Source organism: Cupriavidus sp. FW305-26, from assembly GCF_058787975.1.
In genome coordinates, this window is the sequence record NZ_JBYTAH010000003.1 from 119725 (window position 1) to 135508 (window position 15784).

Genomic DNA, 15784 nt, shown 5'->3' on the forward strand with positions numbered 1-15784 from the left:
GCGTGGAAGCCGGCGAGTTCGTCAGTCTGATTGCTGCTGCGCAAACTGAAAAGCGATCCGTTGGCAGGGTAGACGGGAGGTCACAATCACAGCGGCAGCCTTGCCCAAGGCGTCCTCAGACCAGGTGTACTTCTCCGGGTTTTCCCTTCGTATTTATCATTTGACAAGCAATTTGACGTATATCAAAGTTATCGATAGCTAAACAAAGAACCGGGCTGCATCGAATAGCTGCGGCCTAACAGGAGACCTTCATGGGACATGCAGTCATGGGTGCGCAGCGCACCGCTCGTCGCTTCTGTATTGGGGTGTTCGCTGGCTTGCTCGCCGTGGGTGCGCAAGCACAGACGATCAAGATTGGGCTTCCTGTACCGCTTACCGGTCCCTACGGCGCGGAGGCAAAGGACCAGGTGCGAAATGCCGAGCTGGCCGTCAAGGAATTCAATGATGCCGGCGGTCTGAACGGCCGCAAGGCCGAGTTGCTGGTGCGTGACGACAAGCTCAATCCCGGTGAGGCAGCCACGCGGACCCTGGAATTGCTCGAGAAGGACGGTGCGCAGTTCATCGTAGGTGGTCTTTCTGCCGCGACGCAGCTATCCATCAACAACGTTACCAAGCAGCGCAAGGTCATCTATATCTCGATCAGTCAGTCCGACGTCATTAATGAGGCGACCGATGCGAGCCCTTACACGTTTCATGAGGCAATGAATCCCCACATGACGACGCAGGCCGTGGGCCGCTATGTCTTCAAGAAGGGGATGCGTATTGCCTTCCTGACCGCTGACTACGCCTATGGCCACGAGATGACGCGCGGCTTCACGCGAGTGGCCAAAGACCTTGGCGCCGAGGTGGTTGGCGAAGTGCGGCATCCGCTTGGGCAACAGGACTACTCCACCTTTCTGCCACGGCTGATGGCACTCAAGCCGGATGTGCTGATATTCAACAACTTCGGCCGCGATAACCAGATCTCCATCAAGCAGGCCTCGGACTACGGCATGAAGAAGTCCATAAAGTTCGTCACCCCCGTGATGACTTACACCTCTCGCGTCGCAGGCGGGGCTAACACATATGAAGGTGTCATTGGCGGGACGCAGTACTTCTGGGAGATGGAAGCGACAACGTCATCCGCGAAAGCCTTCAATGCGGCTTTCCGGGCCAAGAACGAGGGACGCTACCCGTCTGACTATGGCGCGATGGCATACTCGGCCGTCAAGTCATTGCTCCTGGCGGTCAAGTCCGCCGGTAGCAGCGAGACGGAAAAGGTCGCGACGGCGCTGCGCAACCTGAAATATGACACCTACAAGGGGCAGCAGTACTACAGACCCTGTGACCAGCAATCCGTTCAGTCGGTACTTGTGATCCAGTCGAACTCCAAGGAAGCGGCCAATCCCGACGACGTGTTCAAGGTTTTGCACGTCGAACCAGCCAGCGAGAAGCTGTTGCGTCCGTGCACCGAACTCGGCTTCAAGGGCTGAGCTATCGGCAGGTCGGTATGGGGCGATCCGTTACAACGCTGGTCGTCCCTACGGAGCATGATGTCACTGATCGTGGCTAGCGCCTTGCACCTGCAGCGTCGCCAGAGGAAGTTTTAGGGCTGTCGTAGCGGGCGCACGGCGAGAGGCGGGAAAGCGATGGAAATCTCATTAGATCTACTGGCACTGCAGCTCTTTACAGGGCTGGCGCTAGGTGCAATTTACGTGCTGCTGGCGGTCGGCCTGTCCCTTATCTTCGGGATGCTGACAGTTGTCAATTTTGCGCACGGCGCCTTCTACATGATAGGCGCCTATGTTGGGCTGCTGGCTGTCGAAAAGACAGGAAGCTTCTGGGCTGCGCTCGTAGTTGCTCCGTTGACCGTTGCGGCCATTGGCATGCTATGCGAGCGATGGCTGATTCGCCCCTTGTATGGTCGCGGTATCGACTACCCGCTTCTGCTCACCTTCGGCTTGTCATACATCATGGTCGAGGCCATACGTATCTGGTTCGGAAAGGCCGGGCTGCCGTTCGACACCCCGGAAGTCCTGCAAGGGGCTACTAATCTTGGCTTTGCCGATTTTCCTACCTACCGATTGTTTGTGATCGGCGTCGTTTCGCTTCTGCTGCTCGCCTTGTGGTTGCTGATCGAGCGGACGCCATTCGGCCTGATTGTCCGGGCAGGAGCCCGTGACCCGGTCATTGTTCGCGTACTTGGCATCGACGTCTCACGTGTCTGGCTGATCGTGTTCGGGATGGGTACTGGCATTGCGGCGCTGGCTGGCGTCCTGTCGGCGCCGTTGCAAGGCGTATCGCCGGAAATGGGGACGTCCGTTCTCACTGTAGCTTTCGTTGTTACCGTTGTGGGCGGGATGGGGTCCTTGATGGGTGCCGTCGTGGCGGGCTTGCTTGTCGGCGTTGTGGAGAGCATGGCCGTACTCTTCTTCCCTGAGGCAGCGAAGGTGTCCATGTTCGTGATCATGGCCGCAGTGCTTCTCATCCGGCCGCAAGGACTCTTCGGCCGAACAGGATTGATGACATGAAGAACTTCCATGTTCATGGCGCCATTCGCCTAAGGAATGAAGCTACCGGACTTGCAAGCCAGATGTGCAGGGTTGTCGCGATGCACCGCGTCCTGGCGACTGTCGTCTTCTTCGCGGCATTTCCATGGCTGGTGCCCTACCACTCATTGGCCATCAACGTTCTGATCTATGGACTGTTTGCAGTCGGCTTCAACCTGCTGTTCGGATACACCGGTCTCCTTTCGTTTGGCCATGCCGCATTCCTCGGGGTCGGTGCATATTCGGCGGGCATTCTTATCGCACAGTACCAATTGGCATGGTGGGCGGCGATTCCCGCGGCCATGGTCGCTGGCTGCATGGTAGCCCTCGTGATGGGACTCCTGGCCATTCGGACCAGGGGCATCTACTTTGCGATGGTGACGCTGGCGCTGTCCCAATGTGTTTACTTCCTGGTTTATCAGATGCCAAGCTCCGGGGGGGAGAACGGATTGCGAGGCGTGAACATTGCCGAGCTGGATCTCTTTGGATTCCGTCTGGACCTGCTCGATCCGTTGCAGAAGTACTACTTCATCTTCGCGCTCGTCTCGGTCTCTCTTTGGGTGCTCTCTCGCATCCTCGCATCTCCTCTGGGTGGCGTTATCGAAGCCGTCCGCGAGAACGAAGCTCGCGCCCGTGCCTGTGGTTTCGATATTGAACGCACGAAGCTGTTGGCATTCGTCCTTTCCGCCGCCTTCTGCGCCCTTGCCGGAGCGCTCAACGCTATCCATCTCGGAAGTGTTCCCATTGAAACACTCCATTACTCGACGTCCGGGATGGTTGTAATGTTGTGCCTGCTCGGAGGCATGGGCACTTATTTCGGTCCGTTCGTCGGCGCGGCGCTGTTCCTGCTTATTCAGGATTTTGCTTCAGGCTGGACTGAGCACTGGCAGCTGATTGTCGGGGCGGTCTTCGTGGTCTTCGTGCTCTTCTTCCCAAAGGGCGTCTGGGGCACGTTTCTGGAGAAGGTGCACCATGAGCGCTGACGCCATTATTGAAACCAGAGGGGTCAGCAAGCGCTTCGGTGACTTCAAGGCGCTCACTGATGTGAGCGTGAGCATTCGCCCCGGAATGCTGACGTCTATCATCGGCCCTAACGGCGCTGGAAAGAGTACCTACTTCAACCTGCTGTCCGGTGCGTTCGCGCCTAGTGAAGGTCGGATTCTGTTCATGGGCAGGGATATCACCGGCATGCGGCAACACGAGTTCGCGCATATCGGGATCGCCAAGTCGTTTCAGATCACCAGCCTTTTTCCGAACTTCACCGTGCTCGAAAACGTACGGATTGCTTTGCAAGCGCACGTTTCGCGCTACGGTATGTGGCGCCGACGCTCAGCCTTGTCGGGGCTGACGGAGCAAGCCAGCGTCCTGCTGGAGACAGTGGGACTTTCTGGCCGCGCAAAGAGCTTCGCCAGGGAACTCGCGCATGGGCAGCAACGGTGCCTCGAGATCGCCGTCGCTCTTGCTGCTCAACCGAAGTTGCTACTGATGGATGAGCCGACCGCGGGAATGAGCCCGGAGGAAACAAAGGTGATGATGGGACTTATCCGCCGACTCGTGGAACAGCGGACGGTCGTGCTTGTCGAGCACAAGATGAAGCTTGTCATGGGGATCAGCGAGCGTGTCGTAGTCCTGCATCACGGTGAACTGATCGCGGAAGGTACGCCGGATGATATCCGGGCCAATGATTTGGTGAAGCGCGTGTACCTTGGACAAGGCAACCATTGAGGGCACATCATGCTGGAAGTTGCGAATCTCAACGCCTGGTACGGGTCGAGTCACGTATTGCAAGGTGTCGACCTCAAGGTTGGTGAGGGCGAGCTGGTCTGTCTTATCGGCCGCAATGGGGCAGGTAAGACCACTACCGTGAAGTCCATCGCTGGTCTCATGTCCAAGGTCACCGGGTCGGTAAAGTTTGAAGGCGTTGAACTCCTGGGGCAGCCTGCGCATAAGAGATACTTGCGGCAACTCGCCTACGTCCCGGAGGAGCGTCGCATCGTACCTGGTCTCACTGTTCGGGAAAACATTCGACTCGGACTGCTCGCGTCGCCGCACCGTACACGAGAGTCGGATGTCATTGATGAAATTGCCGAGACTTTTCCTCGACTGAAGGAGCGGCTCGACCAGCAGGCAGTGACAATGTCTGGCGGTGAGCAGCAAATGCTTGCCATTGCGCGGGCAGTGGCATCGAAGCCGAAGATGGTGCTGCTCGACGAGCCGTCCGAAGGGATCATGCCAGTTCTCGTGGATGAAATGTTCGAGTATTTCGCGGCATTGAAGCGCGCCGGAGTCACGATTCTCCTCATCGAACAGAACGTGGGCCTGGCCTTGAGAATTGCCGACCGCGCCTATATTCTGGATCAGGGCGAGGTAGTCTACAGCGGTACGGCGCAAGCAATGCTGGGCGACGAGGAAATCCAGGAGCGGTATTGCTCGGTCTGATCAGACGAGTGACGGAGGGCCAGAAGCCATGAAGACTGATGACACCGAACGGCGTGCGAGAGTTGTCCTTACCGGCGCGACGGACAGCAAGAAGGCCTTCGAGTTGAGGGACTTCCTGAACCGTAGTGTTGTCGCGTTCGACTGGAGGCCTTTGCAGTCGGATGAGGACGCCAGGACGATACCCGGCATCCGTGGATTGGACGATACACGTTTGCCCGTTTGTGAGTTTCCGGACGGAACGCGCTTGTTTGATCCGAGCGTCAAGGAGGTCGCCGCGCGACTGGGATGGGTGCAGGTACCGCGGCTGCGAGAATACGACGTTTCCATCTACGGTGCGGGCCCAGCCGGATTGAGTGCGGCCGTTTACGCTGCAAGCGAGGGGCTCAAGACCGTTCTTATCGAACGTCACGCGGTAGGTGGACAGGCGGGCTGCTCATCGCTGATCGAGAACTACATGGGTTTTCCGCAAGGCATCAGTGGTGCCGAGCTGGCGGAACGCGCCCGCCAGCAAGCCGTTCGATTTGGTGCCGAGATTCTCCAGATGCGCGAGGGTGTCAATGCTACGTTCGAGAATGGTCAAATCATCGTCGACATGGCCGATGGCTCGAAGCTCAGGGCAAAGACCAACATCTGCGCGACGGGCATCGAATGGCGAAGGTTGAACCTGCCGAACGAGAGCCGCTTTTTGCACGCGGGGTTGTTCTACGGGGCGGGCGCAAGCGAAGCACCCATATGCAAAGGTGAAACGGTTTATGTGGTAGGCGGAGGTAACTCCGCCGGTCAGGCGGCCATGCACCTGTCCGAGTACGCCGACGAGGTTGTGATGCTTGTGCGAGGCCCGTCGCTGGCCGCAACGCTCTCGGACTATCTCGTGAAGAAGATCGAGCGATCGAGTGTCGTGCGTGTCGTCAGCAACTGCGAAGTGGTTGCTGTCGACGGGGACCATCGCTTGCGAGAGGTAACGGTTCGCGATCGCGTGAACGGCGGGACGGAAACACTTGCCGCCACGCGCATCTTCGTGTGTATCGGCGGGGCACCACATACCGAATGGGCTCGCAATACCGACATCGTGCGGGACGCCGCCGGGTATCTGGTCACGGGGCCTGATTTGTTGCGGGATGGACGTGCCCCCGAGTCGTGGCCGCTGCAAAGAGCGCCGTTTTATCTCGAGACGAGCGTGCCAGGCTCGTTTGCAGCAGGCGACGTTCGGCACAACTCGATCAAGCGGGTTGCGTCGGCTGTGGGCGAGGGCGCCATGGCGGTGTCGTTCGTTCATCAGCACCTGGCCCATCAGGGGTGAGGCGCCGTTACTTGCGTCGTGCGTCAATTAGCCGAGCAAATATCGCAGTGTCCCCGCAGAAGCGATGCCGATCACGACGGTAGGAAGGATCGAGAGCCGCGTGGCGGCCGCTAAAGTCAGTGCGAGGGCTGCGAGGTCGGCGGGGCGATCCGATACAAAATATGGCGCAATGACTGAAATCAGTACGCATCCCGGTGCGACTTCCAGCGTGGCGGCAGCGCGCGGACTCAGTTTCCTGTTGTGCAGCAGGAGGTACCCTCCGATACGCGTCAGATAAGTGACCGAGGCCATAGCGAAGATCGTGGCAAGTGTAAGGAATGTCACTGCTTCGCCTCCTTGCGATCAGCCATCCAGTATGCGGCGGTGACGCCGGACAAGGCACCGGCCAACACATACCAGGCGCCAGGCACCAGAAGATGTGTAATCGCCGCGACGGCCAGGCTGACAAGCCATGGCCTGGCTGTGCGAAGGTCTTTCCACATGCCACGCATCAGCACCAGAAACACGGCAGGGAAAGCCATGTGGAAGCCGTAGGCCTCAACATCACCAAGTATCGGTCCAACTGCCGCGCCGATGGCAGTGCACCCGACCCATGTCAGATAGAACGGGGCTGCGACGCCCCAGTAATACGGCAGGCTCAACACGGGCAACACGGGCGTTCGCTGGCGTTGGGCGCGTTGTTTTGCATCTGCCAGCCCGAACGCCCAGCTTTCGTCGCACATCACGAACAGCGCAGCTAGTGCCTTGCGCCGAGGCAGGTGGTGAAGCAATGGTGCGAGCACTGCGCCCATCAGGAGATGGCGGCTATTGACCAGCAAGGTGATCGCAACAATCAGAAGAACGCTGGGCGGGGACGCCCACAAGGCGATTGCGGCAAATTCCGAGCCGCCGGCAAAGTTCAGGCCGGTCATCAGGGAGACTTCCGCAGGGTTCAGGCCGTGGCGAGCCGCCTGTGCGCCGAGTACGAGGCCAAAGGGAACAAAGCCAACCAGCATGGGCACGCTGTCCCTAGCTCCCCGCTTCAACTCCGCAAGTTGCTGAACCTGTGCCGGGCGTCTTCCAACGTTCTGGCCCTCTACTGCTTCCATCTCACTACAGTCCTTCGTTGGCCGGATTTGTCAGGCCACAATTCAAAGAAAGCATTGTATGCGCTTTTGGTAGCAATTTGCTTGTTTTGTTGTGGTAAATTGATTGGTTGCTTGGTGTCTGATGCCAGAAATGTCAGAAACGTTGGCAGTCAATGCCAGGTAGGTTTCTTGGTGCCGCGTGATACATTCGCCGGGGACTTGATAGGTTTCGCGGGGCCTCGTCAGAAGTGGAACGTGAGATCTTCTTCGCAATCGGAGGGCCAATGGTTCGCCCCTGCCTTTGCCTTACAATTTATCGCCTGATTGGTAGAATGGAGGCGTAACACGCCATTGTCTGGTGCCAGGGGGATGCATGGAGCGAGGGGAAACAGGGGCGAGGGGGGAAGCGCCCGAGAAGACCGGTAGACGGCTTCCACCAGAGGAGCGGGAAGAGCAGATTGTCCGCATGGCCATCGAGCACTTCACGCGCAATGGCTTCTCCGGCAGCACGCGTGAACTGGCCAAGCAGATCGGTGTGACCCAGCCGCTGCTGTACCGCTACTTCGAAAACAAGGAAGCGCTGATCGACCGCGTCTACAACGAGGTATTCCAGTGGCGCCGGGAGTGGGAGCGGCAGATTGCCGATCGGTCCGTGCCGCTCGTCGAGCGCCTGCCTGCCTTTTATGTCGACTACGCGTCGGTGATCTTGCGCGAGGAGTGGATCCGGATCTTTATTTTCGCCGGCCTGACGCGGGAAGGGATCAACAACAAGTATCTCAGCAAATTGCGCAACCGAGTCTTCCTCCCGGTGCTGGCCGAGGTGCGGGCCGAGTTCGGCATCGGCGAGCCGCGCAATGCGGCGGAGCTGGAGGCGGAAATCGAGATGATCTGGAGTCTGCATGCGTCGATCTTCTATCTCGGGTTGCGCAGGTGGGTGTATGGTCTGAAGGTACCGGTGGATATTGATGCGGCCGTGCGGCAGCAGGTTGATATGTTCCTTAACGGCGCGCCGGCAGCCATGCGCAAGCTGCGGCAGGCGCGCACCTGAGCAGGCGCAAGCTCGGAGACGCATGGCATGGATAAGCTGCTGGCACTGAAGATGTTTGTCGAGGCCGTGGATGCCAAGGGATTTTCGGCAGCGGCCAGGCGGCTGAACCTGGCCACCTCGTCGGTCACGCGCACCATCGATGGACTTGAGGAGGAGCTCGGCGCCGTGCTCCTGAACCGTTCGACGCGGCAGGTAACAGTCTCCGAAGCCGGTGCAGCCTACTACCAGCGGGCGCGCAAGATCCTTGAAGCCGTGGCTGAGGCGGATTCACTGATTGCTGACCGGGGCGATACGCCGGTCGGTCAGTTGCGCGTATCTTTGCCCGTCGCATTTGGACGTCGCTGCATTGCCCCGTTCCTCGGCGGCCTGATGGCCAAGTATCCCCAGCTGGAACTTGAGGTGACAATGACCGACGAGATCGTCGATCTGATCGGCGAGCGCATCGACGTGTCGATCCGGCTCGGCAGCGCGGCATCGTACGACGATGTCGTGGCGCGCCAGGTTGGCGTATTCCGGCGAAGGGTCGTTGCCAGCCCGGCATACCTGCTTGAGCGTGAAATCCCGGCATCGCCGATCGAACTGGCAAACCATTCGTGTCTGCGCTTCAACTACGGGGCCCATCCTCAAGTCTGGACATTCCATCGCGAGGGCGAGGAGGTTCAGGTGCCTGTCTCAGGGCGATTCCGCAGCAACAATGCCGAGGTGCTGCGCGAGCTGGCGCTCGCCGACGGCGGCGTCGGCCTTTTGCCGGATTGGATGGTCGATGAGGACGTGCAGGCTGGCAAGCTGACGTCATTGTTCGATGACTGGACGGTCAATCCCAATCGTGCCAGCTCGGCAATTACAGCGCTGTATCTGCCTAACCAGCGCGGCTCCCGCCGTATTGCGGCCTTCCTCGACTTTCTGGGCGAGATACCTGGCCCGACTCACAGGGACAGGGCCGCGGCTTAATTGCCCGTTGTGTACCTCGCATTGCGGGTTACATTCAAGCTGATTCTCCAGGCTTGCGATCCTGATGCCTCCTCCTCCAGGAGGATGTCCCCCAGAGGCGTGGCCAAGTCCGCGCTGTGCTTTACGACAACATTCCTGCAACTCGAGATTTCCTACACGGCGTATCCGATTCGCTTCTGATAAGTGAATGAGGCCGAGGGTGCTGCGGGCGTATGCCGTGTCGTCGCGACGAACATGTCGAAGACAAAGTGTCTCTCGCGCGGGCATTTCGCTGCGCGCTGCCAACGGCTGTTCCAGTTGGTCTTATGCAAACGCTTAATTGCGCCGTGGCATCGGGGTCCGTTGTTCTGCTGCTGGCATAGGCCTTGCTGATTGGCTCGGGCCCGATAGGCCAACAACAACAGACAGGAGATACCCATGCGTTCGAACTACAGCGATGCCGAGTGGAAGACGCGCTGCGAACTCGCAGCGCTCTATCGAATCCTAGCCCATCACAGAATGACGGATCACATCTATACGCACATCAGCGCGCGGGTGCCCGGCACGGATGAACATCATTTCCTGATCAATCCGTATGGCCTGATGTTCCATGAAATCACGGCTTCCAGTCTGGTCAAGATCGATATGCATGGCCGGATCCTGGAGAGCGGAAGCAAGGGACCGCAGCGGGTGAATACCGCGGGCTTCATGATTCATTCCGCAGTCCACATGGCCCGCCATGATATTTCCTGTGTCGTGCATACCCATACCGCCGCAGGTATCGCAGTATCCGCACAGGAACAGGGGTTGTTGCCCATTAGTCAGCACGCGCTCAAGTTCTACGAGCGAATCTCTTACCATGAGTATGAAGGAATCGCGTCAGACGAAGCGGAGCGGGCCAGGCTGGTAGCTGACCTTGGAAACAACAAGGCAATGGTCCTGCGCAACCATGGACTGCTGGCGGCGGGAACCACGGTCGCGGAGGCGTTTATTGTCATCTACTATCTGGAGCGTGCATGTCAGGCGCAAGTGGCGGCACTTGCCGGCGGCTCCAGGCTGACATATCCGCCTGTCGCGGTGAGGCAGCACACCGCGCAGCAGTTTGCAGAACTCGATATTGCCGACAACCTCGCCATCGATACCGGTGGCCTGCAAAGCTACCATCAGGTCGGCTTTGACGCAGCGATCAGATTGATCAAGGACGACGCTCCGAGATACGACAGCTGACGCCTGGCGTCGCGCAGCGCCGGGCCTCTCCGGCTTCCGAAAGTCTGTACGAAAGGTGTATCGCCCCGAATTGCGAAAGCGAGCAAGGCAGGCGGTCAACCGCGCACGCCTGCTCGCCTGGTACAACGCATAACTATATAAGGATGGAAGAGACATGACCCCAGTCGATCAGCGCTGTATGCGCAAGATCCTCATCCGGTTCCTCCCCTTGTTGCTGATCTGCTATGTGGTTGCGCACCTGGATCGCGTCAATGTCGGCTACGCGGCATTGACGATGAACCACGATATCGGCTTGACGACGGCGGCCTTCGGGCTGGGTGCGGGCCTGTTCTTCATTACGTACTTTGCTTTCGAGATTCCGTCCAACCTGGCCCTGGAGCGGTTCGGCGCGAGACGCTGGATTGCCCGCATCATGCTCACCTGGGGACTGCTGTCCGGTGCCACGGCATTCGTGCAGGGCGAGACGGGCTTCTACGTGGTCCGCCTGCTGCTTGGTGCGGCGGAAGCCGGGTTTTTCCCAGGCATCCTCATTTTTCTGACGCTATGGGTGCCGGGCAAATGGCGGGCAACCTTCGTCGGCAGCTTTATGGTGGCGATTCCGCTGGCAAGCGTGGTCGGTGCGCCGGTCTCCGCCTTTCTGATCAACAGCCCTGGACTCTGGGGGCTGAAAAGCTGGCAGACGATGTTCCTGATCGAAGCCGTGCCCGCGATCTTCCTCGCCTTCGTTGTGCTAAGGGTGTTGCGTGACACGCCGGACCAAGCTGAATGGCTGGATCCCGAAGAGAAGCGGTGGTTGCAGCAGGCACTGGCCGCAGAACGGCAGCAGGCGAGTGGAGGGCAGAAGGAGACGCTGGTCGATATCCTGAAGAATCCACGGGTCTGGTTGCTCGCCTTTGTCTACTTCGGCATCACGGGATTTTCTTATGGCATGGCCTTCTTCCTGCCCCTGATCTTGAAAGATGCAAATCTGTCCGTGATGCAGACCGGCGTGGCTACGGCGTTGCCGTTTGCCGTCGGAGCCATTGGCATGGTGGTCTGGGGCAGGCGCTCCGATCGGTTGGGGGAACGCCGGCAGCATGTCCTCATCCCGTTGATGATTGCCGTGGTGGGTCTTGCTGCGTCCACGATGGCGCCGTCTCCCTGGCTCAAGATCGTCCTCATCAGCGTTTCGGCCTTCGGGGTCATGGCGGCACTGCCGGTGTTCTGGACGTTGCCGCCACTGCTGTTCGGCGCCTCGATCGGGGCGGGAGGCATTGCGATGATCAATTCGCTTGGCAACATCTCCGGCTTCGCGCACTCGCTGCTTATGGGAGTCATCAGGGATAAGACGGGAAGCTACACATATGGCCTGATTCTCATCTCGGTGGTCGGTGCCTGTGGCTTCATCGTGTTGATGGTATTGACCCGGAAGCTGTCTGGCCGACCGGGGAACAGTCTCTCCCTGACACCACAGCGACAACCGACAGGTTGCGGGAGTCATACGGACTTCGTAACCACAGGAAGCCGCGCTAGCGCAGCCTATGGCGGGCCCGCCTCCTCCTTCGGCAGGGGCCGTTCGTCGACGCATGTAAAGGAAAGAGGGGAAGCGGATTCACATGCTGCTTCATGATCCATCGGGGCGCGCTCCGCGGCGCTACGCGTAAGGAAGCAGCGGCCACCAGCCCATCTTGCGCGCGCTGCCCATTCTCCAGGCGTGCCGCGGACAGGGTTTTCTGAGCCTGGCGGCACGTCTTTGCGGGAGAACAGGGTGGGGCATGTGTGCCGCCCGGGCTGACTTGAGCCAGACGTTGCGCCGCGCGCAACGCAGACTTGCGCTACGAACCCATTCTCAGCGAAGGGCGGCTTGCCTACGCTTCAAGGCACCGGAGCCCTGTCGGGCCAATTGCTCGCAGGACATCGAAGCTCCGCGCGTATCGTTCGCCGCCTCACCATCACCGGGAGCTCGCGGCGCAACAGGATCGAAAGCACTTCTCCACGCATCAGGAAGTCCATCCATGACTACTCATCTCTTCCGTCCGATCTCGGTCGGTCCGCTGTCCCTGCCGCATCGCGTGGCGATGGCGCCACTTACCCGTTCGCGTGCGGGCCAGCCCGGCAACATACCGACCGACATGAACACGACGTACTACCGGCAGCGTGCATCGGCGGCGTTGATCATCTCGGAAGCGACCCAGATTTCGCCGCAAGGTCAGGGCTACGCCTGGACACCCGGTATCCATACCGAGGCGCAGATCGATGGCTGGCGGGCCGTGGCCGATGCCGTTCACGCTGAAGGGGGCAGGATGTTCCTGCAGCTGTGGCACGTGGGCCGGGTTTCGCACCCCATGTTCCAGCCCGGCAACGCGTTGCCGGTCGCCCCCAGCGCCTTGCCTGTTCCTGGCAAGACCTTCGTAACCGATGCGGACGGCAATGGCATCTGGGCCGAAATACCGGTGCCGCAAGCCCTGACGGCGGCGGGGATTGCAGACATCGTGGCGGACTACCGCCAGGCTGCACGCAATGCCATATCTGCGGGGATGGACGGCGTGGAAATCCATGCAGGCAACGGCTACTTGCTCGACCAGTTCATCAATTCCGCCAGTAACCATCGGCAGGACAACTATGGCGGCAGCATCGAGAACCGCGCGCGCTTCCTGCTCGAGGTGGTTGACGCGGTCAGTGCGGAGATTGGTGCCGAGCGCGTGGCCGTACGCCTGACGCCAATGGGTCGCTTCATGGGCATGGGCGATGCGACGCCGGAGGACACCTTCGGCTACATCGTCGGGCGCCTCAACGACTGGCCGCTCGCCTACCTGCACCTCGTGGAGCCCGCCATCGTCGGCACTGTGCGGGATGAGCAGGTTGATCCTCGCTGGGACGCCATCATCCGACAGTTGCGCAAGACCTATCAGGGGGTGTTGATGCTGGCGGGCGGCTATGACGGTGAGAGCGCCGAACGAGCCGTCGCGGATGGCCGTGCCGACATCATTGCGTTCGGTCGTCCGTTCATCGGCAACCCCGACCTGCCTGAACGGCTGCGTGGCGACCATCCGCTGAATACGCCCGACCCTGCCGCTTTCTTCGGTGGCGGCGCGGAGGGCTACGTGGATTATCCCGAACTGGACCAAAGTCAGGCGGCGTGAATACCCCTGCCTTTCCGGTACACGACCCAATAAATAGCTGACATATGAACATGCCAATCAAATCAGTGGACACCAACAGAGTGCCCTGGGAGTTCCTTGAAATTCCTGAGTTAGGCGCAAAGCTGCCGGTCAAGACCTGCCATGTCGACGATGAAACCGGCGTCTCCATTTCCAAGATCTGCTACAAGGCAGGCTTCATTAATCGGTCTCACTGGCACAATTGCTCTCATGGTATCTACGTTCTGGACGGGATCCTGAAGACGCATGCCGGAGAGTTCGGCCCGGGGAGCTTTGTGTGGTTCCAGGAGGGCACCACCATGTTCCATGGAGCGACCGAGGACAATGACGTGACGTTCCTGTTCATTACCAACAAGGCTTTCGATATCCACTACGAACATATCGAAGGCGCCAGAGCCGGGTAGTTCAGCATAGTAGTGCTTCTCGCCAATGAGAAACCCGCCAGCCGGCGGGTTTCTCATTCTTGCGTGGCACTTGCTGGAAGGGGCCTTGCCCGTCAGGGCTTCAGTGCTAGTTTCACGACTCCATCGCGCTGATGACCGAATAGTTCGTATGCCGCAACGACGTCATCGAGCGAGTAGGTGTGCGTGACGAGATGATCGAGCTTGATACGCTGACTCGATACCACATTCAGCAGCCGCCGCATGCGTTCCTTGCCGCCTGGGCAGGTGGAAGTCACAATGCGTTTGTTCGCAAGGCCGGCCCCGAACCCGTCGAGCGGGATGGGGATGCTCTTGGAATAGATGCCGACGCTTGAGATCGTTCCGCCCGGGCGTGTCACGTTGACGCAGGTAGCGATCGTCTCATCCCTGCCCAGGCATTCGAGCGCGACATCCGCGCCCACGCCTTGCGTAAGCTTCATCACTTCCTCGACGACATCGCACTTCGTTGGATTGAGCAGGACATCTGCACCCATTGTCTTGGCCTTCTGCAGGCGGTCCTCGACCGGATCGACTGCGATGATCAGGCCGGCGCCCATCAGCCGCGCACCGCTTGTCGCGCACAGTCCGATAGGCCCTTGCGCCACCACGACCACAACGTCGCCGATCTTGACACCGGCAGATTCGGCAGCGGAAAAGCCGGTACTGACGATATCCGGCACCAGTAGCACGTCCTCGTCGGTGAGGTTGTCGGGGATCACGGTCAGGTTGGCTTGCGCGTCCGGTACAACAAAGTATTCCGCCTGGCAGCCATCGAGGTAGTTGCCGATCTTCCAGCCCCCCGCGACTTTCCAGCCGCTGGCGGAATTGCTGCCGCACTGGGAATGGAACCCCATCAGGCATGACGAGCACTGGCCACACGGGGTGACCGCCGCGCACAGCACGCGCTGGCCCTCATGATAGCCCTTCACTTGCGAGCCGAGTTTCTCGATGATTCCGATCGGCTCGTGCCCCAGCGTCAGGCCCTTCTCGACGGGATACTCGCCTTTCAGGATATGGATGTCGGTACCACAAATGGTTGTAGTGGTAATGCGGATCAGCGCATCGGTCGGACCGACGTCGGGAATGGGTTTGTCCTCCAGTGCGATACGGCCAGGCTCTACGAACACAGTTGCTTTCATGGTTGCCATGCGGGTCTCCTGTTGGCGGGGCATTCTGATCGCACTACGGGCCAGGGCAGCCCGTCGTACGATCGGCGTCTCCAGCGGCAATCAGCATGCCTCTGAGTCAATGACGCTTGATAGTTATCGATCGACCACTTATCGAGCGAGCGCCAACCATCCTGGTTCCTGGTTCGTTCTTGCCAGCAATGGTTTCAGGTGGGGAATGATCATGGTGCTGTCCGGGCAGGTCCCGTTCAGCGGCTCTCGCCAATGCAAGATGGTGATCGATGGATAAATTGTAGAATGCGCTTTCGAGGCAGGGTAGCTCTGTGGGCTAGTGGTTTACCCCTTTGGGTCGGCGTAATCATGGCGTTGGTACCTACAGTACTTCGACGATCTTAGGGGGCTGCACCGTGCCACCGATCATGCGGATGCACTCCAGGATTGAAAACTGGAGCCGTGCAATACATGTCGTCGGCTACTACAGTTTGTCCACAACGAATACACCGAGATCGTGACAACACGGAGAGCTCAAAAGCTATGCGCGGACGCTCCTCGTCCG

The 15784-nt window shown here is 59.5% G+C and carries 15 protein-coding genes; 12 read left to right on the forward strand and 3 right to left on the reverse strand.

Annotated features, from left to right (window positions below):
- Positions 1-251 precede the first annotated feature (251 nt).
- From AC3WQZ_RS03595 to AC3WQZ_RS03620, 6 genes are all read left to right on the forward strand, one after another.
- Positions 252-1472: an ABC transporter substrate-binding protein gene (locus AC3WQZ_RS03595; RefSeq protein ID WP_233528042.1), complete on the forward strand. Its 1221-nt coding sequence runs from the start codon at positions 252-254 to the stop codon at positions 1470-1472.
- Positions 1473-1628: 156 nt separating this feature from the next.
- A complete protein-coding gene (locus AC3WQZ_RS03600) occupies positions 1629-2510 on the forward strand; it encodes a branched-chain amino acid ABC transporter permease (protein ID WP_058697554.1) in 882 nt (293 codons plus the stop codon).
- The gene (locus AC3WQZ_RS03605; RefSeq protein WP_058697555.1) at positions 2507-3511 is read left to right on the forward strand and encodes a branched-chain amino acid ABC transporter permease; all 1005 of its coding nucleotides are present in this window, start codon (positions 2507-2509) and stop codon (positions 3509-3511) included. The genes AC3WQZ_RS03600 and AC3WQZ_RS03605 overlap by 4 nt, the downstream gene beginning before the upstream one ends.
- Positions 3501-4253: an ABC transporter ATP-binding protein gene (locus tag AC3WQZ_RS03610; protein ID WP_058697556.1), complete on the forward strand. Its 753-nt coding sequence runs from the start codon at positions 3501-3503 to the stop codon at positions 4251-4253. Before AC3WQZ_RS03605 ends, AC3WQZ_RS03610 begins: the two co-directional genes overlap by 11 nt.
- Before the next feature lie 9 nt (positions 4254-4262).
- Positions 4263-4967, forward strand: a complete 705-nt coding sequence (locus AC3WQZ_RS03615) for an ABC transporter ATP-binding protein (RefSeq protein WP_058697557.1) — start codon at positions 4263-4265, stop codon at positions 4965-4967.
- A 28-nt stretch (positions 4968-4995) separates the two neighbouring features.
- Positions 4996-6267: an NAD(P)/FAD-dependent oxidoreductase gene (locus AC3WQZ_RS03620; protein WP_058697558.1), complete on the forward strand. Its 1272-nt coding sequence runs from the start codon at positions 4996-4998 to the stop codon at positions 6265-6267.
- Positions 6268-6294: 27 nt separating this feature from the next.
- Here the strand turns inward: AC3WQZ_RS03620 and AC3WQZ_RS03625 are convergent, their stop codons facing one another.
- The gene (locus AC3WQZ_RS03625; RefSeq protein WP_256333794.1) at positions 6295-6591 is read right to left on the reverse strand and encodes an AzlD family protein; all 297 of its coding nucleotides are present in this window, start codon (positions 6589-6591) and stop codon (positions 6295-6297) included.
- The gene (locus AC3WQZ_RS03630) at positions 6588-7355 is read right to left on the reverse strand and encodes an AzlC family ABC transporter permease (protein WP_058697559.1); all 768 of its coding nucleotides are present in this window, start codon (positions 7353-7355) and stop codon (positions 6588-6590) included. The genes AC3WQZ_RS03625 and AC3WQZ_RS03630 overlap by 4 nt, the downstream gene beginning before the upstream one ends.
- A gap of 445 nt (positions 7356-7800) precedes the next feature.
- Between AC3WQZ_RS03630 and AC3WQZ_RS03635 the strand changes: the two genes are divergently transcribed.
- The 6 genes from AC3WQZ_RS03635 (at position 7801) to AC3WQZ_RS03660 (ending at position 14083) form a co-directional block, all read left to right on the forward strand.
- Positions 7801-8382 carry a TetR/AcrR family transcriptional regulator gene (locus AC3WQZ_RS03635; protein ID WP_058697560.1) on the forward strand — a complete coding sequence of 194 codons (582 nt, stop codon included), beginning with the start codon at positions 7801-7803 and terminating at the stop codon, positions 8380-8382.
- A gap of 27 nt (positions 8383-8409) precedes the next feature.
- On the forward strand, positions 8410-9333 hold the full coding sequence (locus AC3WQZ_RS03640) for a LysR family transcriptional regulator (RefSeq protein WP_058697561.1): 924 nt from the start codon (positions 8410-8412) through the stop codon (positions 9331-9333).
- 411 nt (positions 9334-9744) lie between these two features.
- On the forward strand, positions 9745-10539 hold the full coding sequence (locus tag AC3WQZ_RS03645) for a class II aldolase/adducin family protein (RefSeq protein WP_256333795.1): 795 nt from the start codon (positions 9745-9747) through the stop codon (positions 10537-10539).
- 154 nt (positions 10540-10693) lie between these two features.
- On the forward strand, positions 10694-12148 hold the full coding sequence (locus AC3WQZ_RS03650; protein ID WP_070940824.1) for an MFS transporter: 1455 nt from the start codon (positions 10694-10696) through the stop codon (positions 12146-12148).
- Positions 12149-12533: 385 nt separating this feature from the next.
- Positions 12534-13661 (forward strand): alkene reductase, encoded by a 1128-nt coding sequence (locus AC3WQZ_RS03655; protein ID WP_058697563.1) that lies wholly within the window; start codon positions 12534-12536, stop codon positions 13659-13661.
- Between the two features lie 44 nt (positions 13662-13705).
- Positions 13706-14083: a cupin domain-containing protein gene (locus AC3WQZ_RS03660; RefSeq protein WP_058697564.1), complete on the forward strand. Its 378-nt coding sequence runs from the start codon at positions 13706-13708 to the stop codon at positions 14081-14083.
- Positions 14084-14175: 92 nt separating this feature from the next.
- On the opposite strand, the gene AC3WQZ_RS03665 is transcribed toward AC3WQZ_RS03660, so the two are convergent.
- A complete protein-coding gene (locus AC3WQZ_RS03665) occupies positions 14176-15249 on the reverse strand; it encodes a zinc-binding dehydrogenase (protein ID WP_058697565.1) in 1074 nt (357 codons plus the stop codon).
- Positions 15250-15784 lie beyond the last annotated feature (535 nt).